The sequence below is a fragment of the Microbulbifer magnicolonia genome (assembly GCF_035117725.1).
Classification (GTDB): Bacteria; Pseudomonadota; Gammaproteobacteria; order Pseudomonadales; family Cellvibrionaceae; genus Microbulbifer; species Microbulbifer magnicolonia.
In genome coordinates this window covers 1,287,505-1,309,384 of the sequence record NZ_JAYEFD010000001.1, presented here as the reverse complement: position 1 = coordinate 1,309,384, position 21,880 = coordinate 1,287,505, and the positions used below count along the sequence as shown (strand labels likewise).

General features: G+C 61.1%; 12 protein-coding genes and 2 pseudogenes. 6 read left to right on the top strand and 8 right to left on the bottom strand.

Going from position 1 to position 21,880, the window contains the following annotated elements; genetic code table 11:
- Positions 1-159: 159 nt before the first annotated feature.
- The 5 genes from tdh to RRF64_RS05740 all read right to left on the bottom strand — a co-directional run bounded on the left by tdh (position 160) and on the right by RRF64_RS05740 (position 6,298).
- Positions 160-1,185: an L-threonine 3-dehydrogenase gene (gene tdh / locus RRF64_RS05760; RefSeq protein WP_323844865.1), complete on the bottom strand. Its 1,026-nt coding sequence runs from the start codon at positions 1,183-1,185 to the stop codon at positions 160-162.
- Between the two features lie 136 nt (positions 1,186-1,321).
- Positions 1,322-2,521 (bottom strand): glycine C-acetyltransferase, encoded by a 1,200-nt coding sequence (locus RRF64_RS05755; RefSeq protein ID WP_323844864.1) that lies wholly within the window; start codon positions 2,519-2,521, stop codon positions 1,322-1,324.
- Between the two features lie 89 nt (positions 2,522-2,610).
- A complete protein-coding gene (locus RRF64_RS05750) occupies positions 2,611-2,838 on the bottom strand; it encodes a hypothetical protein (RefSeq protein WP_323844863.1) in 228 nt (75 codons plus the stop codon).
- Positions 2,839-3,139: 301 nt separating this feature from the next.
- A complete protein-coding gene (locus RRF64_RS05745) occupies positions 3,140-4,573 on the bottom strand; it encodes an aldehyde dehydrogenase family protein (protein ID WP_323844862.1) in 1,434 nt (477 codons plus the stop codon).
- Between the two features lie 120 nt (positions 4,574-4,693).
- The gene (locus tag RRF64_RS05740) at positions 4,694-6,298 is read right to left on the bottom strand and encodes a 5-guanidino-2-oxopentanoate decarboxylase (protein WP_323844861.1); all 1,605 of its coding nucleotides are present in this window, start codon (positions 6,296-6,298) and stop codon (positions 4,694-4,696) included.
- A gap of 388 nt (positions 6,299-6,686) precedes the next feature.
- Here RRF64_RS05740 and pdxH point away from each other — a divergent pair, with 388 nt between their 5' ends.
- The 4 genes from pdxH (at position 6,687) to RRF64_RS05720 (ending at position 11,694) form a co-directional block, all read left to right on the top strand.
- Entirely contained in the window at positions 6,687-7,325 is a 639-nt protein-coding gene (pdxH, locus tag RRF64_RS05735) for a pyridoxamine 5'-phosphate oxidase (RefSeq protein ID WP_323844860.1), read from the top strand.
- A 78-nt stretch (positions 7,326-7,403) separates the two neighbouring features.
- Positions 7,404-7,679, top strand: coding sequence for a cupin domain-containing protein (locus tag RRF64_RS05730; protein ID WP_323844859.1), 276 nt, complete (start codon positions 7,404-7,406; stop codon positions 7,677-7,679).
- A gap of 609 nt (positions 7,680-8,288) precedes the next feature.
- Positions 8,289-10,586 (top strand): TonB-dependent receptor, encoded by a 2,298-nt coding sequence (locus RRF64_RS05725; protein WP_323844858.1) that lies wholly within the window; start codon positions 8,289-8,291, stop codon positions 10,584-10,586.
- Between the two features lie 130 nt (positions 10,587-10,716).
- The gene (locus tag RRF64_RS05720) at positions 10,717-11,694 is read left to right on the top strand and encodes an NAD(P)H-quinone oxidoreductase (RefSeq protein WP_323844857.1); all 978 of its coding nucleotides are present in this window, start codon (positions 10,717-10,719) and stop codon (positions 11,692-11,694) included.
- Positions 11,695-11,980: 286 nt separating this feature from the next.
- On the opposite strand, the pseudogene RRF64_RS05715 reads toward RRF64_RS05720, so the two are convergent.
- From RRF64_RS05715 to xseA, 3 genes and pseudogenes are all read right to left on the bottom strand, one after another.
- Positions 11,981-14,005: pseudogene (locus RRF64_RS05715) on the bottom strand (MltF family protein); the annotation flags it as partial.
- Positions 14,006-14,767: 762 nt separating this feature from the next.
- Positions 14,768-16,618 (bottom strand): annotated as a pseudogene (locus RRF64_RS05710) (MltF family protein); the annotation flags it as partial.
- A 195-nt stretch (positions 16,619-16,813) separates the two neighbouring features.
- On the bottom strand, positions 16,814-18,166 hold the full coding sequence (gene xseA, locus RRF64_RS05705; protein ID WP_323844855.1) for an exodeoxyribonuclease VII large subunit: 1,353 nt from the start codon (positions 18,164-18,166) through the stop codon (positions 16,814-16,816).
- A gap of 182 nt (positions 18,167-18,348) precedes the next feature.
- On the opposite strand from xseA, the gene guaB reads away from it, so the two are divergent.
- Positions 18,349-19,836 carry an IMP dehydrogenase gene (guaB, locus tag RRF64_RS05700; RefSeq protein ID WP_323844854.1) on the top strand — a complete coding sequence of 496 codons (1,488 nt, stop codon included), beginning with the start codon at positions 18,349-18,351 and terminating at the stop codon, positions 19,834-19,836.
- 196 nt (positions 19,837-20,032) lie between these two features.
- Positions 20,033-21,610 (top strand): glutamine-hydrolyzing GMP synthase, encoded by a 1,578-nt coding sequence (guaA, locus tag RRF64_RS05695; RefSeq protein ID WP_323844853.1) that lies wholly within the window; start codon positions 20,033-20,035, stop codon positions 21,608-21,610.
- Positions 21,611-21,880 lie beyond the last annotated feature (270 nt).

Genomic DNA, 21,880 nt, shown 5'->3' with positions numbered 1-21,880 from the left:
TGCTGGGATCCGCTTTGATCGGAACGGGGGCTGGAGTGCACTGGGGAGAGATGGGGTAGATTGGGGATGTGGAGAGATCCATCGCGGCCATGGGCCGCTCCTACAGGCTGTGATTTTGCTGCCGTGGGAGCGGCCGTTGGCCGTGATTAATTTACTGGATTACTGCCAGTTCAAGATCACCTTGCCGGATTCGCCGGAACCCATGGTGTCGAAGCCCTGCTGGAAGTCGTCGATACTGAATTGGTGGGTGATGATCGGGGTCAGGTCCAGACCGGACTGGATCAGGCTCGCCATCTTGTACCAGGTCTCGAACATCTCGCGGCCGTAGATGCCCTTGATGATCAGACCCTTGAAGATCACTTTACTCCAGTCGATCGCCATCTCTCCCGAGGGAATGCCGAGCATCGCGATCTTGCCGCCGTGGTTCATCGCCTCGAGCATATCGCGGAAGGCCACCGGCACGCCGGACATTTCCAGGCCCACGTCGAAGCCTTCGGTCATGCCGATTTCCTTCATGACGTCCGTCAGCTTTTCCTTACTGACGTTGACGGTGCGGGTCGCGCCCATTTTCTTCGCCAGTTCCAGGCGGTAATCGTTGATATCGGTAATAACCACGTGGCGTGCGCCCACATGGCGGGCCACGGCCGCGGCCATGATACCGATCGGGCCGGCACCGGTGATCAGCACATCCTCTCCCACCAGGTCGAACGACAGCGCCGTGTGCACCGCGTTGCCGAAGGGATCAAAGATGGAGGCGAGATCGTCGGGGATATTGTCCGGGATCTTGAACGCATTCAGGGCCGGGATCACCAGGTACTCGGCGAAGGCACCCTGGCGGTCGACGCCGACACCGTAGGTGTTGCGGCACAGGTGGCGGCGGCCGGCGCGGCAGTTGCGGCAGTGGCCGCAGGTGATGTGGCCCTCGCCGGAGACGCGGTCGCCGACTTCAAAACCGGCCACTTCCTGGCCCATGCCGACCACTTCGCCCACGTATTCGTGGCCCACCACCATCGGTACCGGGATGGTCTTCTGCGACCACTCGTCCCAGTGGTAGATATGCATATCGGTGCCGCAGATGGCGGTCTTGCGGATCTTGATCAGCAGGTCGTTGTGGCCCGGCTCCGGAATGTCGACGTCGGTGAGCCAGATACCGGGTTCGGATTTCAGTTTGGAGAGTGCTTTCATGTTTTTCCCTGATGCCGGCAGCGAATGCGCCGGACACATATCGAAGCTGGATACCGGCCTGCGCCGGTATGACGACAGAATAAAATTCAAAATCGTCATTCCGGCGCAGGCCGGAATCCAGTGCCGTTGAGAGTCGTTAAATGATATTCAGCTCTTTGCCCACTTCCACAAAGGCGTCGATGCACTGATCGAGCTGCTCTCGCGTGTGCGCGGCGGACATCTGCGTGCGGATGCGGGCCTGGCCCTTGGGTACCACCGGGTAGAAGAAGCCGACCACATAGATGCCGCGCGCGAGCATCTTGTCGGCCATCTGCTGGGCCAGGGCGGCATCGCCGATCATCACCGGAATAATCGGGTGGTCGGCGCCGGCCAGGGTAAAGCCGGCCTCACTCATACGCTGGCGGAAATAGGCGGAATTCTCGCGCAGCCTGTCCCGCAGCTCGCCGCCTTCCATCAGCATATCCAGCACTTTTAGCGAGGCGGTGACGATGGCCGGTGCGACGGAATTGGAGAACAGGTAGGGGCGCGAGCGCTGGCGCAGCATATCGACAATTTCCCTGCGCCCGGAGGTAAAGCCGCCGGAGGCGCCGCCCAGGGCCTTGCCGAGGGTGCCGGTAATAATGTCGACGCGATCGATGACATCGCAGTATTCGTGGGTGCCGCGGCCGTGCTGGCCGAGAAAACCCACCGCGTGGGAATCGTCCACCATCACCAGGGCATTGTATTTGTCCGCCAGGTCGCAGATGGCCTTCAGGTCGGCGATGACACCGTCCATGGAGAAGACGCCGTCGGTGGCGATCAGCTTGGTTTTCGCGCCCTCGGCGTCGGCGGCCCGCAGTTGTTTTTCCAGATCCGCCATATCGTTGTTCGCGTAGCGGTAGCGCCGGGCCTTGCACAGGCGCACGCCGTCGATGATGGAGGCGTGGTTCAGCGCATCGGAGATGATCGCGTCCTCAGGGCCCAGCAGGGTTTCGAACAGGCCGCCGTTGGCATCGAAACAGGACGTATAGAGGATGGTGTCCTCGGTGCGCAGGAACTCGGACAGGCGCGATTCCAGCGCCTTGTGAATATCCTGGGTGCCGCAGATAAAGCGCACCGACGCCATGCCGAAGCCGTACTGGTCGAGGCCGTCTTTGGCCGCCTGGATCAGGTCCGGGTGATCCGCCAGACCCAGGTAATTGTTGGCGCAGAAATTCAGCACCTGGGTGTCGTTGTTGACCTGGATCTCCGCTGCCTGCGGCGAGGTGATAATGCGTTCGCGCTTGTAGAGACCGTCGGCCTCGATCTGTTTCAGTTCGTCGCGCAGGTGCTGGAAGAATTGTTCTGGCTTGGACATGGTGTTGTTGTTAGCTCCTCGATTTGGTGCGTGCTTGTGGCACTGCGACGGGCGGCTCCCCTCGGGTCACTGCCCATCGATTCTAGTTGTCATCGCGCCAGTTCGCAGGCCTTGTGGGCCGTTACCGGTTGGTCGCTGGCGCGGCAATTGGTGGCGAATTTTAAGGCCTCTTCCGCGCTGTCGAACAGTAGTTGCCACAGCAGCTGCCGGTCGGCTCGTCGCACCGCGCGCACGGCGGTATGGCTTCGCTGGCTGGCTATCTGGATCTCGATAACGTCTCTGCGGTCGGCGTTGCTGAAAAGCGGTGATTCGGACATGGTCCCTCCAATACTCATACCTTGAGTAAAACGATTGGAGGACTGACGTGGAAGCGGCGAATTTTTGTTCGCTTATCCGGTTGGATTACCCGGTGCCTGCTACTGGCACTATCGAGTCCCATCCCCTCTGCCTGCTGTTGTACTCAGGCAGAGAGAAAACCACCTTGCCCCGGTCGGCAGGTTGGCGTTGGCGTCAGCCACTCTCTTGATGTGAGGGCAAAGATAGCGGGACCCGAATATCCAGTCAAGCGCCTGCGGCCCGGTAGGGAGCGCCGCCCTCTGCGGAGAGCGGCGCAGCAGTTTATGCCGGCAGCTGCACGGATTTCAGTTCGATAAACTCGTCCAGACCGGCTTCGCCGAATTCACGCCCGTTGCCGGAGCGCTTGTAACCGCCGAAAGGCGCGTCGTAATTGAACTCGCCACCGTTGACGAAGCACAGACCCGCCTCGATACGGCGCACGATTGGCAGCGCGCTCTCGGCGTCTTTGGCCCAGACACCGCTGGAAAGACCGTACTGGGTGTCGTTGGCAATGGCGATGGCCTCGTCCATATCTCGGTAGGGAATCAGACAGGTGACCGGGCCGAAGATCTCCTCGCGGGCGATGGCCATGTCATTGGTGACGTCGGCAAAGACCGTCGGCTTGACATAGAAACCCTTGTCCAGCCCCTCCGGCGCCTCGGCGCCGCCGCAAACCAAACGCGCACCCTCGGCCACTCCCTTCTCGATATAGCCGCGCACTATGTCGCGCTGGCGCTGCGACGACAGCGGGCCCATAAAGGCGTCGGAGCCGGTGCCGAGCGCCACTTCCTCGGCCACCTGCCTGGCGATCTGCACCGCCTCTTCGTAGCGCTCCGCCGGTACCAGCATGCGGGTCAGGGCGGTGCAGGTCTGGCCGCTGTTGATGAATACGTCCTCGCAGCCCCAGCGCACCGCCGCTTCCAGGTCGGCATCGGGCGTGATGATCAGCGGCGACTTGCCGCCCAGCTCCTGGGTCACCCGTTTGACGGTGGGTGCGGCGGCCTTGGCCACTTCCACGCCGGCGCGGGTGGAGCCGGTGAAGGACACCATGTCTATCTGCGGGTGGGCCGAAAGCGCGGCGCCGACAATCGGACCGGCGCCGGGCACCAGGTTGAACACGCCCGGCGGCAGATGGGCAGACTCGATGATCTCCGCCATCACATAGTCCTGCAGCGGCGTGATTTCCGACGGTTTGGAGATCATGGTGCAGCCGGCCGCCAGCGCCGGTGCCACCTTGCCGACGAACTGGTGCAGCGGGTAGTTCCATGGAGTGATAAAGCCGCAGACACCGATCGGCTCGCGGATCAGCAGCGAGTGGCCGACCTTCTCGGTCTTTTCCATCAGTGCCGTGCGTTCGGCGTAGTAGCGCACCGCGTAGATGGGGCCGTCGATATGCAGCCACTTGGTAATGTGCGCCGGGCATCCCAGTGCCTGGGAAACCGCCTGGATCAGGTCTTCCTTGCGTTTTTCCATGCCGTCGGCAATGGCGTTCAGGAAGGCGGCGCGCTCGGCGGCACTGGTGTTGCGCCAGCTGCGAAAAGCCGCCCGCGCGGCGGCGACGGCCGTGTCCACATCTTCCGCGGAGCCCTGCACCACCTCGCAGATGACCTCTTCGGTGGCCGGGTTGATCACCGGGTGCAGGTCGCCGCCCTGAGATTCTTGCCACTTGCCGTTGATAAACAGTTTGTCGGTTTTCAGTTTGCTGAAGTCTGTCATGGTCGCTCTCTGTTCGGGCTCAAATCGTGTTTTTGTAGGAGCGGCCCATGGCCGCGATCGAACTTTGAATTCCTTCCTGACATCGATCGCGGCCATGGGCCGCTCCTACAGGTGCGCAGTTCAGGGCGCGGTGATTTCTATCAGGGTAGGGGTCATTCGGTTCAATGCCTCGGCCACCGCGCTTGCCAGCTGCTCCGGCCGCTCGATACGGCAGCCCTCGGCGCCGAAGGCTCTGGCCAGGGCGACGAAGTCGGGCGTGCGCAGGTTGACACCCTCCTGGGGCACCTCGGCGTCGTCCATAAAGTCGCGGATCTCACCGTAGCCGGCGTTGTTCCACACCAGGATCGGCAGCGGCAGCTGTTGCTCCACGGCCACCGCCAGCTCTCCCAGGGTAAACATCAGGCCGCCGTCGCCGATCAGCGCCAGCACGTCGCGCTGGCCGGAGAGCTTCGCGCCTATGGCCGCGGGCAGCGCGAAGCCCAGGGTGCCGTAGCCGGTGGTGCAGGTAATGTGGCTGCGCGCGCTGTACAGCGGCAGGGCGTGGTTGGTGTTATAGGCCAGCTGGGTGGAGTCGGTCACGAGGATGCCGTCCTCCGGCAGCGCGGCGCGCAGCGCCTCGACCCAGGGAAAGCGCGCCTCGGAGCCGATCCACCACTCCTTGCGGCAGTCCCGCACTATCTGCGCCAGCTCCTGTGCGGCCGCCTGCCGCGCGCGCTCATCTTTCGCTTGCAGCGCGGCATTCAACTGGTTCAGGGTTTCACCGGCGTCGGCGCAAATGGCCAGGTCGGGATTGGCGTTGCACACCAGCTGGGCCGGATCGATATCCACGCGGATCAGCCGGCCTTTGAACGCGTAGTTGTCGCGCACCAGGTTGCGGTCCGTCTCGGCGAGCTCGGTGCCCACCGCGAGTACGACATCGGCATTTTCCACCCGCGCGCGTGCGCAGTCGAAACTCAGATTGGCGCCGCCACACAGCGGGTGGCGCTCGTCGACGATGCCCTTGGCGGCCAGCGACAGGAACACCGGCGCCGCCAGCTTCTCCGCTATCTCGGTGGCGCTGGCTCCGCAGTCCTGCGCGCCGCCGCCGAGCAGTATGGCCGGGCGCCCGGCATGCTGCAGCCAGTCAGCGGCCGCAGCGATTGCCGCGCCATTGGCGGCGGGTGGCTGGGCTGACGGGCTCGCGCGGTAGTCGTCCAGGCGCCCGGGCATCGGGGCCGCGAACAGATCGATGGGAATTTCGATATGTACCGGCCCGGGCCGGCTGGAAGTGAGCAGCTGGAATGCGCGGGCGATCACTTCCGGCAGCTGCTCCGCCTGGGTCAGCGAGTGCTGCCAGATACAGAAGCCGCGGCTGACATCGCTCTGGCGCGGCAGCTCGTGCAGGCGCCCGCGGCCCATGCCCAGATCCTCGCAGCGGTTGACGGCGGAGATCACCAGCATCGGGACAGAATCCGAATAGGCCTGGGCCATGGCGGTGGCGGCATTGGTCAGGCCCGGGCCGGTGATCAGAAAGCAGACGCCGGGCTTGCCGCTGGCGCGGGCGTAGCCGTCCGCCATAAAGGCGGCGCCCTGTTCGTGGCGCGGCGTGATGTGCTGCAGGCCGCTGCCGGGCAGTCCCCGATACAGCTCGATGGTGTGCACTCCGGGAATACCGAAGACCTTTTCCACCTGGTATTCGCGCAGCAGGCGCATCAGCACCTGGGCGCATGTGGGCGCAGAGGACATAACTGCAGTGTTCCTTGTTCTTGTCGAAGTGCAAGGAGCCTAGCGGTCCATTGGTAGGGGTGCAAGCGCCCGCAGAGTCTGCACTTGCGGGCGGAAAATCGCCGAATAATTGAGAAAGGCGGCGCCTTGCGAAAGGATATTTGCGCGACAGCTGTAGATCGGGTTTCGATTGGGAAATCGGCGCTGACTATTAACCCGGCGCAAGGATGTGCCGCCGCCGGCCACAGGCCGGCGCGAGCCCTAGAAATACAAGCACTTCCGCGCAGGTGTGTGGGGCGGCCATCCGCCAGTATTTCAAGGGCGGCAATCAAATAGGTGAAGGATCACCTATTTGATTGCCGGGTTAGTAAGTACACTTTACCGCTGAGTAACCTAAGGAAGTGATGTTATGGAAATCGATCAATGGCGCCGGGAATATCTGCGCGGCGGCTTGCACCGTGCCGACCTGAAAGTGAGCCCGATGGAGCAATTCCGCCAGTGGTTGAGTGAAGCGGTGGAGGCGGATCTTTCCGATCCCAGCTCCATGTGCCTGGCCACCGCAGATGGCAGCGGCCAGCCGTCACAGCGCATCGTGCTGCTGAAGGGGTTCGACGAGCGCGGCTTCGTTTTTTACACCAACCTGCAGAGCCACAAGGCGCGGGATATCGCGGCCAACGCGAAGGTGTCGCTGCTGTTTCCCTGGCAGTCGCTGGAGCGCCAGGTAATCGTCTACGGCCGCGCCGTGGAGCTGGAGCGGGAGGAGGTGCAGGCCTATTTCCGCACCCGCCCGCGGGATAGCCAGCTGGCCGCCTGGGCTTCGCAGCAGAGCGAGCCGCTGCAATCCCGCGAACAGCTGCAACGGCAGTTTGACGCCGTCAAGTCCCAGTATGGCGATGACGAGATACCGCTGCCGGATTCCTGGGGCGGCTATCGCGTCTTACCCGATGCGGTGGAATTCTGGCAGGGCGGTGCCCACCGGCTTCACGACCGCTTTATCTACCGGGCCGAAGATGGTGGCCAGTGGAAGGTGGAGCGGCTGTCGCCCTAGTTTCACTCGTTTCCGCAGACTCGGCCCGCAATAGCGGGCTGAATTGTGCGCTGACCGGCGGCAGCGGGGCTTGATGCAATGATAGACAGGCAGGCAGTGGCAACGGACTGGTCCGAGCGGGGCTTCAGCTGCGATCTGTGGGTGGACCCGCCCGGGCAGTGCTGGGAGGACTTTACGCACCGGCAGGATGAACTGTTGATGCTGGTGGAAGGTGCGCTGGAAGTCGAGATCGACGGTCAGTCGCGCCGGCCGGAAATCGGCGAGGAGCTCTTTATCCCCGCCGGTGCCCGCCATTCGGTGCGCAATATTGGCGCTGTCACTGCGCGCTGGTTATACGGTTACAAGAGCGCATAGATTGATTCTTCACATACAAACGATTCGAATAATTCCCATTGCTGAACAGTGGGGCAGTGGCAGTTATCGGCATCGGCCTTGCGGCTTCCAACATTAAGTGGTGGGGACTGGGGGTGGATCAGACAGCAGGGGGCCGTCCCCGAGTAAAGCCTGGATTGGCATGACTTTGGCCACCTGCGCGCGCAATCGCTTGAGCCGTAACCCTGTGATCAATTTTCACCGCAACCGGGCAGAATGCTTGTGCAATCCGGACCAGCTGGTGCCGGCGAAAAATGCCGCCGCGGTGCCCCTAGCGTGCCCCGATAATGCCCCCAAAAGGTGCACGGGAAATGATCACTTTGGGGCAGTATGAGCGGGCGCCAGAATTATTCTCTCTAACCATACTAACCGCGCTATTTATACGGCAATTCACGTTAAATTGACTTTCGCCACCCGGGGTGACCCTGTAATCTTCTTGCGTCACCTGTGTCACCCGATATATGTGGCGCTGGATCAGCGCGGTCTTAGAGTCGGGGCCCCTTATTACAACAATATGAATGGGGTCATGCTGTACCGATTGCTGTAGGTCTGTTGCTGTAGATATAAAAATAAGGCAATGGAGAGAGAAAGATGGGACGTCCGTTCAACATCAAAAACCATTCTGCATTAGTATCCGCCTGTTCAGTCTCTGCCCTCTGGCTCGCCAGCGGCATGGGTGCCGCCCATGCGGCCGAGGGCGCGGTGAGCACCATAATGGAAGAAGTGCAGGTCACGGCGCGCAAGCGCGCCGAGGCGGAACTGCTGCAGGAAGTGCCGGTGGCGGCCACCGCCTATTCCGGCGATCAGCTGGAGGCCTTGCAGACCAAGGATCTGCAGAGCCTCGCGTTCAAGATGCCCAACGTGCAGCTGGACGACGTGGGCACGGTCAAGAACACCGCCAACTTCACCGTGCGCGGCCTGGGGGTCAACAGCTCGATACCGTCTATCGACCCGACCGTGGGTGTCTTCGTGGACGGCATGTACCTGGGCGTGAACGCCGGCGTGGTCACCGACATGTTTGACCTGGAGGGCATCGAAGTCCTGCGCGGCCCGCAGGGGCTGCTGTTCGGTCGCAATGTCACCGGCGGTGCGGTGGTGATCAAGACGGCCCGGCCGACAGAAGAGTTTTCCAGCCGCTTCAAGGTTTCCACCACCGACAGCCTGGACACCGTCGCCGCCGCCACCGTCAACGGCGCTATTTCCGAATCTGTGAACGGTCGTCTGACGGCCTATTTCAACAACGATCAGGGCTGGTTCGAGAACGTCTATACCGGCAACGATCAGGCCGGTGCTTCCGATACCTGGTTTATCCGTCCCAGTTTCAGCGTGCAGCTGAGCGAGAGTGCGGAGCTGCTGGTGCGTATGGAGCACGGCCGCATGGACTCCGACGGTGTGGTTGCGCAGAATCGCGGTTTTGCCCCGACGGTCATTGACACTCCGCTAGGACCACGGGGCGTTGGAAGCGCAACCCAAATTGCCGCTGCTTTTGGCATAACCGACTGGGACAACAGCGACGATTCCTTCGAGGTGGCGCAGGACGAAGAGGGCTACCAGGAGGACGAGTGGAGCCAGGTGATCGCCGAGTTCAATCAGGACGTCGCCTTCGGCAACGGTACCATCACCAATATCCTCGCCTGGCGTGAGTACAATGCCGAGGGACTGGGCGATATCGACTCGCTGCCGATTTTCGCCTTCCATGCCAATACCGCCATCGATCAGAGCCAGGTCAGCAACGAGCTGCGCTATGCCGGCCGCTTTGGTGCCACCGCGCTGACCACCGGTGTCTACTGGTTCAGTCAGGATCTGGAGTACTACGAGAATCGTCTGCTGCCGCTATCTGCCCCGGGCGGGCTGGACTGGACCGGCGGCGGTGTTCAGGATCATCAGGCACTGGGTGTCTTCGCCCAGGCGGATATCGATCTGAATGAAGACTGGGTGTTGACTCTGGGCGGCCGCTACTCCACCGAGGACAAGGACGCCAAGATTGCCACCATTCCGGTGGACCTCTGTACCCTCGACGGCTGCGCAGGTTACGACTTCGAGGACAGCGAAAGCTGGAGCGACTTTACGCCCAAGGTTGGACTGCAGTGGAATCTGAGCGAAGAGGCACAGCTGTACAGCTTCTGGACCAAGGGTTTCCGCAGTGGTGGTTACAACATGCGTAACACCGGCATCGATCCCACCACTGGCATTCCCTATTCACCGGGACCTACCGATCAGGAAGAGCAAACCAGCTTCGAAATCGGTGCCAAAGCCGAGTGGTTGGATGGCCGACTGCGCACCAATATGGCGGTTTTCAACAACACCATCGACAACATGCAGCGCGAGGAGAACCTTAGCGATGCGGTCGCCGGCGTTGTGCAGCTGATTCGCAACACTGCCGATGCCACCATTCTCGGCGCCGAATTCGAGGCGCTGGCGGCGGTCAGCGACAATCTGCTGTTCTCCTTCAATCTCGGCTATGTGGATGGCGATTACGACAGTGTGAAAGGCGATATCAGCGGCGATGGCTTTGTCAACGATGTGGATCTGGGGCTGGATATTCCGCGCCTCGCGCCCTGGACCTACGGCGCGGGTCTGGTGCACGACCTGGCCCTGGGTTCCGCCGGCACCCTGACTTCGCGCATCAACTTCAACCACCGCGACGAAGCGCCGTATACCGACAACAACCGCGGCATGCTGTCGGAAGTGGATATGCTCGACTTCAGCATCAGCTTTGCACCGGATGCCGGCAACTACCGCCTGGCATTCTTCGGTAAGAACATGCTGGACGAGGTGAGCGAGGGCAACAACACCCAGCTGCCGCCGACACTCGGCGGTGTGGGCGCCAGCTTCACGCCGCTGAACAAGGGGCGGGTCATGGGCGTCGAGTTGACCTACGAGCTGTAATTCGGCCAATACTTGCCGGAAACTTTGATCGCGGCCACCGGCCGCTCCTACAATGACTCAACTGAGTTTTGTAGGAGCGGCCGGTGGCCGCGATTTTATTTTCTGTAAAGAATTAAAAACGGAGCAGCCTATGCGATTTATCGATTTGCCGGAACACGGCGGGCCGGACGCGATGCAGCTGGCCGATGGCGACAAGCCGGTGCCCGCAGCGGGAGAGGTCCTGATCAGAGTGGCCGCGGCCGGCGTCAACCGGCCGGATATCGTCCAGCGCATGGGCTTTTATCCACCGCCGCCCGGCGCATCGCCGATTATGGGCCTGGAAGTGGCCGGGCAGGTTACCGCAGTCGGAGAGGGCGTCGAACGTTGGAATGTGGGCGACAGCGTCTGCGCGCTGACCAATGGCGGCGGCTACGCCGAGTACGTGGCGGTACCCGCGAGCCAGTGCCTGCCGGTCCCCGATGGGCTTTCCCTGATCGAGGCCGCGGCGCTGCCGGAAACCCTGTTTACCGTATGGAGCAACGTGTTCGATCGCGCACAGCTGCGGCCCGGCGAAGTGCTGCTGGTGCACGGCGGCTCCTCCGGCATAGGCACCACGGCAATCCAGCTGGCACACAATTTCGGCGCGCGCGTATTCGCTACCGCGGGTTCCGCGGAAAAGTGCGCGGCCTGCGAAAAACTGGGCGCGGAAAGGGCGATCAATTACCGCGCGGAGGACTTTGTCGAAGTCGTGCTAAAGGCGACCGATGGCCACGGCGCGGACGTGATTCTGGATATGGTCGGTGGCGACTATATCGATCGCAATATCCAGGTCGCGGCGAAGGACGGGCGCATAGTGAATATCGCCTATCTGCAGGGCGCCAACGTGCAGGTGAATATGCTGCCGGTGATGCTCAAGCGGCTGACCCTCACCGGCTCGACCCTGAGACCGCAGCCGGCAGCGGTGAAGGCGGCCATAGCCCATGCGCTGGAGTCAAAGGTCTGGCCGCTGATTGTTGCGGGCAAGATTCGCCCGCAAATAGCCGCCACCTTTCCGCTGGAAAATGTTGCCGATGCGCACCGGCTGATGGAGTCCAGCGGGCATATTGGCAAGATTGTCCTGACGCTTTAATGCCAAACGGGCGACCGGGCGAAGCTTCGACAAATTGGCCAGGGAGGCCATTGGCCCTGTCTGCAGGGCCGAGGAAAAGGCGATAGCCCTGCGCCACATCACCGCTGACCATGTCGGTATAGGCCCGGTAGAGATTGCTGATATTTTTCACATAGAGCACGGGTTCGGCCCCGCGTGCGTAGCCGTAACGCGCCTTTTCGTAATAGCGCGGTTCCGAGAGCTTGAGCATGGCAACTTCGACATTGTCGAACCATTTGTTGGGATCCAGGCCCAGCTTTTTCGCCAGTGCTCTGGCATCGCGCAGGTGGCCGATGCCGGCGTTATAGGCGGCGAGTGAGAACCACAGTTTTTCGTCTGCCGGGAGTTCGTCCTCGAAGCGATCCTTTACCCAGTTCAGATACTTGGTCCCGGCATGGACTGAGTCATCAGGATCGAATAATGGCCCAGTGAATCCCATCTCCTGGGCAGTCTGGGGCATTACCTGCAACAGGCCCTGCGCTCCAACATATGACTCCGCTTTCGGGTCGAAATTACTTTCCTGCCACATTTGCGCGACGACCAGGCGCCAGTCGAGGTTGTGTTCGAGGGCGTATTTCTTGGCCAGCTTGTCATAGGGGGACAACTTTCCTCCCGGCAAGAGCCGCGCCTCGGCCTTCTTGAGCAGCTGCTCGTTTGGCTTGAAATAGTTGTTGACCATCGCCCGGTTCTTCTCGTCGCCAAGAAAGCTCTCGAGGAACTGGTTGATTTTATCGAGCAGATTGTTGTGACCCTGCGCGACCATCCACCCCTGGGGTAGTGGATCGCTGGCGACAGCGCCGACGACCAGTTGTGGGTAGAGGGCCGCTTGCAGCTCGGCGAGGTTGGTGTCCTCGAGGGTTGCATCGAACTCGCCGTTGGCAACACCGATAACGATGTCGCCGAAGGTGACGTCATCGGGCGCTACCTCAATCGTCACGTCAATGCCTCGTTGGCGCAGCTTCTGCGCCGTGTCGATAAAGGCGGAACCGGCGCGCAGTGTCAGGGTGCGGCCATTGAGGTCCTGCGCGGTGTTGATGGGGGGTGTCTTCTCATTGCTGAGTACCCGCACAGATGTCTCCAGAATGGGGGTACTGAACTCCACCCCCTGCTCGCGGCGGCTTTCCGTAATCGTGGTGGATGCACCGGCTATGTCGGCCTTTCCTGCCTTGAGATAGTCAATCAGACTGTCCTTTGTCGGCACCACAATGATCTGTAACTCCAACTCGTTCTCCTCGGCGAACTTGCTCGCGAGTTCATAGTCGAGGCCAGTGAGAACGCCTTTCCAGAGGACGTATCCGGGGCCATTGTAGGTGGCGAAACGCAATACACCGGACTCCTTGATCGATTTCCAGTCGGCCTCTCGTTGCAGTGGCGCCTTTATCAGGGTTCTGGTCATGAAGTTGTTGATTCTGGTGCGCAGTTCATCGGCGTCCTTGCGCACTGCCCAGACCAGAGCGACCGGGCCGCCAATACTATCGCCAATTACCAGATTGGGGTGGTGGCGACGCATGGCCTCGGCTGTGCTTCTTGCCATGACCGTGATAAGCGGATGCCGTCCGTCTATTGAATCGACAAACGCACTGTACAGGTCAATCATGGGAAGCTCTGTAACGGAGATGTTTGCCGATGGATTGTCGGCCGCAAATTGATGAACCGCCTCCGCAATCAGACTGTCAGCGAGGACGGTGAGTTCGACGTTTCTCAATTCCTCGGCGTTGCTGATGTCCGGCCCTTTGTTTCCGGTGACCAGTACTTCTCCGGTCACCAGTACGCGCTCGGTCTGCTCAAGTGGTTCGGTGAGGCCGAGAATCTGCCTCCGCTCTTCGCTGGCCGCAAAGTTATCGGCGATCACGTCGGCCTCGCCGTTGATGACCATGTCGATGCCTTGCTGGGGTGACTCGGCAACCAGGAATTGCGGGGCTAGCCCCAGCTTTTTGGCCAGGCGCTCCGCCAGCTTGACGTTGCTCTGGCTGACGATTGCACTGCGGGGCAGCTTGCCGCCAGGGTCTTCGTACAGATGCACAAAGCGGATGATTCCGCGCTTCTCGATAGCGGGAAGGTCACCGGTTTCCCGATAGTTTTTGAATGTCTCGCTGGTCCCCGGGGTTTTTGCCGCCTCTTGGTCTTCGACGGTTGCTTGCAGTTCGCGCTCTTCGATTGCCCGCCGGTCCTCGACCGATTCCTTGTGCTCTCCTCGATCGCAGGCTGTGATGATGAGCGATAGCACTGCCAGGAAAAGACAGGGGAGATAGGGGAACTGGCAGAGTCGATTGTTGAACTGGCTGTTGCGCATGGCAATCTCCTGCGTGCCCGAGGCAAAGCTGGGGGCACCCTCGATCCAGACTCGACGCCCAGCTACTGACATCACATGGTAGTGTCGCGCTGCCGCTGTTGCTAAGCGCGAGTTCTTGCGCGTGACATCTCTGATGTAGCGTATACGAGTTGTTTACGTAATTTTCAAGGGAGGAAGAAGGAGATCCAAGACTGCTCATTTTCACGCTTGGGCTGCGCCCGCCACATCGGTTTTGCCGCAGAAGGACATGAGTACAAAGATATGGATTTAATCCAGTTGAGAACGAAGCCTCTATTGTTCAACCGCATATTCTGTCGCGCAGTCGGTACGCGGGTCGAATAGTGGTGTGGCTACTGCTAAACGGCGTTTGGTCGGAACTGGTCGGGAATTCGCAGCCGAAAAATGCTTTTGGGATGCTTATGGAGTGTTGCGCTCAGAAATCTTCTCGCCCCCGCCAGAATCTCTTTCCTCCGCTATGGGGGCTTTTTCTGGCTCATTTCTCAAGGGTGGGCGCACGGTGATTTCTCCGGCTGCGACTTCGACATAGGCCTTATACAGATTGCTGATATTGCGCACGTACTGCACTGGCTCAGCACCGCGCACATAGCCATAGCGCGCCCTCTTGAAATACTGGGGCTCCGCCAGTTTCAGCATGGCCACTTCGACATTGTCGAACCAGACGTTGGGGTCCAGGCCGAGTTGTTCCGCCAGGCGCTGGGCGTCGAGCAGATGCCCGTAGCCGGCGTTGTAGGACGCGAGGATAAACCACAGTTTGTTGGCGGCCGGCAGCGTCGGATTGAACCGGTCGCGCACCCAGTTGAGATACTTGACGCCGGCCTTGATGCCGCGCTCCGGTTCAAACAGCGGCGGTGGAAATCCCATTTCTCTCGCGGTGGCGGGCATTACCTGCATCAGGCCCTGCGCGCCGACCGGAGAAACCGCTTTCGGATTGAAGTTGCTCTCCTGCCACATCTGCGCAGTCACCATGCGCCAGTCGAAGTCGTAATCCAGCGCCGACGCCTTGACCAGGTTGTCGTAGGGGGAGAGATCCTGCCCGGGGATTATGCGCGCGCGAACTCTCTGGGTGAAGCGCTTGTTGGGTTCGAAGTAGGCTTTGAATTTTTGCGCGTATTGCTTGGAATCCCGAAACTCTTCCAGAAACTTGTTGAGGTTTTGCAACAGGTGCCAGTTTTTGGTCACCACCACCCAGCCCTGGGGTTTGGGATCACCGAGTAGTGTTCCGGTAACCAGGTTGGGTTGCAGGGACGCTTCGATCTTTGCGTTATCGGAGTCCGCGATGGTCGCATCCAGCAGACCTTCGGCGATCATATTGAATATCTGGGACTGTGACATACCGGGCGGGGCAGTTTTTATCTCCACGTCGATGCCGCTGTCCTTGATTGCCTGCGCCGTTGGCATGAACGAGGAGTAGGCGCGCAGAGTCAATGTCCGCCCGGCGAGATCCTGAACCTTTTCGATCGGCGGGCGCTGCTTGCTGCTGACCACCTGTTCCGGGGTCTCCATATAGGAGGTCGTAAAGCTGACCCCCTCATCCTCTCTTTCTTCGCTAATGGTTATCGAAGCCCCGGCGAAATCACCCCGCCCGGCTTTCAGCCAGTCGATCAGGCTTTCGTCATAGGGAACCACGATGACCTGGAGCTGGAGATTGTGCTTTTCGGCAAAGGCTGTGGCCAGGTCATAGTCAAAGCCCATCAGCAGACCCTTCCAGAGGAAGTAGGTTGTAGGGCCGTTGTAGGTCAGCAGGCGGACTACGCCGGATTGCTTGATCGCTTTCCAGTCGGCGATCCGTTCGTCCTGTGCCTTCACCAGATTTCGGGTAAGAAAGTTGTTGACCGTATTCAGCAGGCGCTTGGAATCCTTGCGCAGGCCCCAGGCGATGTTTTCCAGACCGGATACATCCGCGCCGATACGCAGGTCATTGCGGTACGCGCGCAGGTCCTCCGCAATATAGTCGTCGAGAATTGCCACCCGCTTGTTCGTTTCGTTGATCAGGTCGATTAGCAGGTCTCTATCGCCATAAATGGTGACTTCGCGCATGGTCAGGTTTGCCTGCGGATACTTCTCAATCAGGCGCTTTGCGGTTATGACATTGCTTGAACCTGCGGGTACGATAAATTCGATGTCTTTCAAATTGATTGGGTCACTGACATCCGGTCCCGTGGCGCCGGTGACCAGTTTCTGACGGGTTTGCCGAACCGGGATGGTAAAGTTGATCAACTCTTCCCGAGGCTCGGTAACGGTGAGGTTGTAAGCCAATACGTCGGCTTTACCGGCGAGCAGAAGTTCGATCGCCTCGGTGGGCGTTTCTGCGCGCACCCATTTGGCTTCGAGCTTCAGTCGCTCGGCGAGCTTGTTGGCGAGATCGAAGTGGCGCAGCGTTACGACGCCCTCCCGGGGCAGTTGGTCCTCCGATGCACCCGCCAGGCTGACGAAGCGAATGGTCCCGTGCTTCCTGATGTCTCTCAGGTCGCCGGTTTCGATATAGTTCTCAAACTGGTAGTACTCGCCGAGGGAATCCGGCTCAGGCGCCTTTCCCGCGCGCTTGTCGGCGCGGCGCTCCTGTTTTTCGGCAACAGCCTCCTCTCCGGCCACAAGGTCCTTTTGTTCGGCCGTAGGTTCCTGTTTGCCGCATCCGGCGACAGCGAGAATCAATACTGCAACGATGAACAGGGCCCGCGTACAGGCCCGAACAGTGCTATGGCAATGCTCCATAGACCGCTCCGTCAGCCACTTACGCGGAAATTATAGTGTGAGGCTACCTCAGCGCAGCGATCCGGTAGAACTGTGTCAGCTGGTGATTTTCTCGATTCTCGCGGAGAACTCACCGCTCGCCAGGCGCACGCTGACTGGCTGATCGATATTGAGTTCACGGGTGCTTTTCAGCACCTGGCCCTCCCGGTCTCTGACGATCGCGTATCCGCGCTGGAGCACGGCGAGGGGGCTGACGTTGTGCAGCAGCTGGGCGGTGTGCTCCAGGCGCTCCGCTCGTTGCTGCAGCAGTATCTGCACCGCGCGTCGAAGTTTATGTCTGCCCGCGGTCAATCGCTCCCGGTCTTCCCGCAGGCGCCGGTCGGGATGGCAGTGGGAGAAGGCGCGCAGGGCGGCCTGTAATTCGCTGCGGCGCGAATAGATCTGTTGGCGGCTGGCACCGATCAGGCGCATTTCCAGGTGATCCAGCTTTTGTGCCCGGTTCAGCAGTTGCTCTCTGGGGTGACGCAGCCGGTTGCCCGTGAGTTGCATCTGTTGGCGCAGGTGCCGCAGCAGTAACCGGGCGGCTCTGGTCAGCCGCTGTCGGTAGGCGGCCAGGGTCTGCAGCAGTTCGGCCGCATTGGCACTGGCGATTTCCGCCGCGGCCGATGGCGTCGGCGCGCGGACGTCGGCGACCAGGTCGGCAATTGTGGTGTCCGTCTCGTGGCCCACGGCGGAGATGGTCGGAACAGGGCAGGCGGCCAGGGCCCGCGCCACCACTTCCTCGTTGAAAGCCCACAGGTCTTCGAGCGAGCCGCCGCCGCGGCCGACGATCAGCAGGTCGTGGCGCCCGCAGCGGCCGGCTTTGGCAATGGCATCGGCGATCTTCTGCGCGGCCCCCTGACCCTGGACCTGCACCGGCCAGAGTTCGATCTCCGCGGCCGGATAACGGCGCCCGAGCACGTGGATCATATCCCGCACCGCGGCGCCGGTGGGGGAGGTGACTATGCCGATGTTGGCGGGCAGGAAGGGCAGCGGCTTCTTGCGCGCCGGTTCAAACAGGCCTTCGGCCTGCAGCCTGGCCTTGAGTTGCTCCAGCTGGCGCATCAGGGCGCCGAAACCGGCCTCCTCCATATGTTCCACGATCAGCTGGAACTCGCCGCGCCCCTCGTAGAGACTGACTCTGGCCCGGATCAGCACCTCGCGACCGTTCCCCGGGCGAAAACTGACACTGCGGTTGCGGCCGCGGAACATGGCGCAGCGCACCTGGGCGCGCGCGTCTTTGAGAGTGAAGTACCAGTGCCCCGACGTGGGGGCGGCGAAATTGGAGATCTCCCCGCCCACCCACAGCAGCGGCACGCTGCTCTCCAGCAGGTGCTTCACCTCCCGGTTCAGGTCACTGACCGACAGGACACTGCGGTTGGCGCTGGGCTTGGCGGGGCTCGATAGCATTTCAGTCTCGCGAAAGTGGATTTGGCGGGCCAATATTGCAGCATCGCTCTTTGACGTAAAGTGATTTACCGACCAAAGACGCATTTAATGCAAATAACCTTTTGCTGTCGGCAGAGTTGCGGCTATAATCGCGCCGATACCCAATCCCGCTAATCTAGGTTTAAGCCGAGGTTTGAGTGTCCATGTCTGATTCCGGTCTGCGCATTGCGCGCGAAGCTCTCACTTTTGACGACGTCCTGCTGGTGCCCGGCTACTCCGAGGTGACCGCCAAGGACGTGAGTCTGAAGACCAAACTGTCCCGCAATATCACCCTGAATATCCCGATTGTGTCCGCCGCCATGGACACGGTTACCGAGTCGCGCCTGGCCATTGCGCTGGCCCAGGAAGGCGGTATCGGCATTATTCACAAGAGCATGTCCATCGAGGACCAGGCGCTGGCGGTGCGCGCGGTGAAGAAGTTCGAGGCCGGTGTGGTCAAGGACCCCATCACCATCGAGTCCGACGCCACCGTGCGCGACCTGATCGCCCTGACCAGCCATCACAACATCTCCGGCGTGCCGGTGATGGACAAGGGCAACCTGGTCGGTATCGTCACCAGCCGCGACGTGCGTTTCCAGACCAATCTGGATGCCACTGTCGCCAGCATCATGACCTCCAAGGAGCGTCTGGTAACGGCGCCGGAAGGCGCGGCACCGGAACAGGTGCGCGAGCTGCTGCACAAGCACCGCATCGAGAAGGTGCTGGTGGTCAACAATGAGTTCCAGCTGCGCGGCCTGATTACCGTCAAGGATTTCAACAAGGCCGAACAGTACCCGAATTCCTGTAAGGACAGCGACGGCCGCCTGCGCGTCGGCGCTTCCGTGGGCACCAGCCCGGACACCGACGACCGCGTCGCCGCGCTGGTGGAGGCGGGTGTGGATGTGCTGGTGGTGGACACTGCCCACGGCCACTCCCGCAACGTGATCGAGCGGGTGCGCCGCATCAAGCAAATGCACCCGCAGGTCGACGTGATCGGCGGCAACATTGCCACCGCCGAGGCGGCGCACGCACTGGTCGAAGCAGGCGCTGACGCGGTCAAGGTGGGCATCGGCCCCGGTTCCATCTGTACCACCCGTATCGTCTCCGGTGTCGGCGTGCCGCAGATCACCGCGATCGCCGAGGTTGCCCAGGCGTTGCAGGGTACCGGTGTGCCGCTGATCGCCGATGGCGGTATCCGCTATTCCGGCGATATTTCCAAGGCCATCGTGGCCGGCGCCCACTCGGTGATGATGGGCTCCATGTTTGCCGGCACCGAAGAGGCGCCGGGTGAGGTGGAGCTCTATCAGGGCCGTACCTACAAATCCTATCGGGGCATGGGGTCTCTGGGCGCCATGGCGCGGACCCAGGGTTCTTCCGACCGCTATTTCCAGGACGCCAGCAAGGGTGCCGAGAAACTGGTGCCGGAGGGCATCGAGGGCCGGGTACCCTACAAGGGTCCGCTGTCGGTGATCGTGCACCAGATGATGGGGGGGCTGCGTTCCTCCATGGGCTATACCGGCAGTGTGGACATCGAAACCATGCGCAGCAAGCCGGAGTTTGTTCGTGTGACCACGGCGGGCATGGGCGAATCCCATGTGCACGACGTGCAGATCACCAAAGAGGCGCCCAACTACCCGGTGGGTGGGCGCTAAGCCGGGAGCGCCGAGCCCCAGCTCGGCAACGGGCCGCAAGGCCCGCCTGTTCTAAAGAGCGGCAGTTGGCCGCTTTGCCGAGCTGGGGCTCGGCGCTCCCGGCAGTGCCGGGCAGCTTAAGAATATTTCCAATAACAAACGGACCCACGGGTCCGTTTGTGGTTTAGGAACTCGCTTCGCAAACATTGAGTAAGTCATGAGCCAAGATATCCACGCCAGTCGCATCCTGATCCTCGACTTCGGATCCCAGTACACCCAGCTGATCGCCCGCCGCGTACGCGAGCTGGGTGTCTTCTCCGAGATCCGCGCCTTCGACATGAGCGAGGAGGAGATCCGCGAGTACAACCCGCAGGGCATCATCCTCGCCGGCGGCCCCGAGTCGGTGCCGGAAGCCGGTTCGCCCCGTGCGCCGGCCGTCGTGTTCGAACTGGGTGTGCCGGTGCTGGGTATCTGCTACGGCATGCAGACCATGGCGCACCAGCTGGGTGGCGAAGTGCAGGGCAGCAATGTGCGCGAGTTCGGCTACGCCCAGGTGAAAGTCGAGGGTGAGTCCAGGCTGCTGCACGATATCAAGGATCATATCGGCGACGACGGCAGTGCGCTGCTGGACGTATGGATGAGCCACGGCGACAAGGTGGTGAAAATGCCGGAGGGCTTCGAGCTGATGGCCTCCACCGAATCCTGTCCGATTGCCGGCATGTATTGCGCCGAGAAAAACTTCTACGGCGTGCAGTTCCACCCCGAAGTGACGCACACGCTGCAGGGCATGCGCATCTACGAGCACTTCGTGATTGAGCTGTGCGGCTGCGAGAAGCTGTGGACCCCGGCCAATATCATCGAGGACTCCATCGCCAAAGTGCGCGAGCAGGTAGGTGGCAACAAGGTTCTGCTGGGCCTGTCCGGCGGCGTCGACAGCTCGGTGGTGGCGGCGCTGCTGCACAAGGCGATCGGCGACCAGTTGACCTGCGTATTCGTGGACAACGGCCTGCTGCGCAAGAACGAAGGCGACCAGGTCATGCAGATGTTCGCCGAAAATATGGGTGTGCGCGTGATCCGCGCCGACGCTGAGGAGCAGTTCCTGTCGCGCCTCGCCGGTGAAGACGAGCCGGAAGCCAAGCGCAAGATTATCGGCAATACCTTTATCGAGATATTCGACCAGGAAGCCTCCAAGCTGCAGGACGTGAAGTTCCTGGCCCAGGGCACCATCTATCCGGATGTGATCGAATCCGCCGCGGCCAAGACCGGCAAGGCGCATGTGATCAAGTCCCACCACAATGTGGGCGGCCTGCCGGAGGACATGGCGTTCGAACTGGTGGAGCCGCTGCGCGAGCTGTTCAAGGACGAGGTGCGCAAGATCGGTCTGGAACTCGGCCTGCCCTATGACATGGTCTACCGCCACCCATTCCCGGGTCCGGGCCTGGGTGTGCGCATCCTCGGCGAAGTGAAGAAGGAGTATGCGGATATCCTGCGCGAGGCGGACGCCATCTTTATCGAGGAGCTGCACAAGGCGGACTGGTACCACAAGACCAGCCAGGCCTTTGTGGTGTTCCTGCCGGTTAAATCCGTCGGCGTGGTCGGCGATGGTCGCCGCTACGAGTACGTAGTGGCACTGCGCGCGGTGGAAACCGTCGACTTTATGACGGCGCGCTGGGCGCACCTGCCCTACGAGCTGATCGAGAAGGTCTCCAACCGCATCATCAACGAGATAGAGCATATCTCCCGCGTGACTTACGACGTGTCCAGCAAACCGCCGGCTACCATCGAGTGGGAGTAGGAGGATGCTCTCCTTTCAGCAGAGTCTCGCCATACCTTTCCCGGTCCAGGCTTTGTGAATCGCAGCCAAGGCGATAGGCTGAACGAAAATACAATATCGCAGGGATGCGAATCATGTCTCTCACCGATGCGGCAAGGAATGCCGAGGGTGAGCGGTCGGCTGGGCGCTACCAGCGCCACCGGCCCGAGCAAACCTTTCTCTCAAAACCTTCTCTAGCGGATTGACTAACAGTACTGCCCCGCACGTGATCAAGAAGCCGGGCTTTCCGAA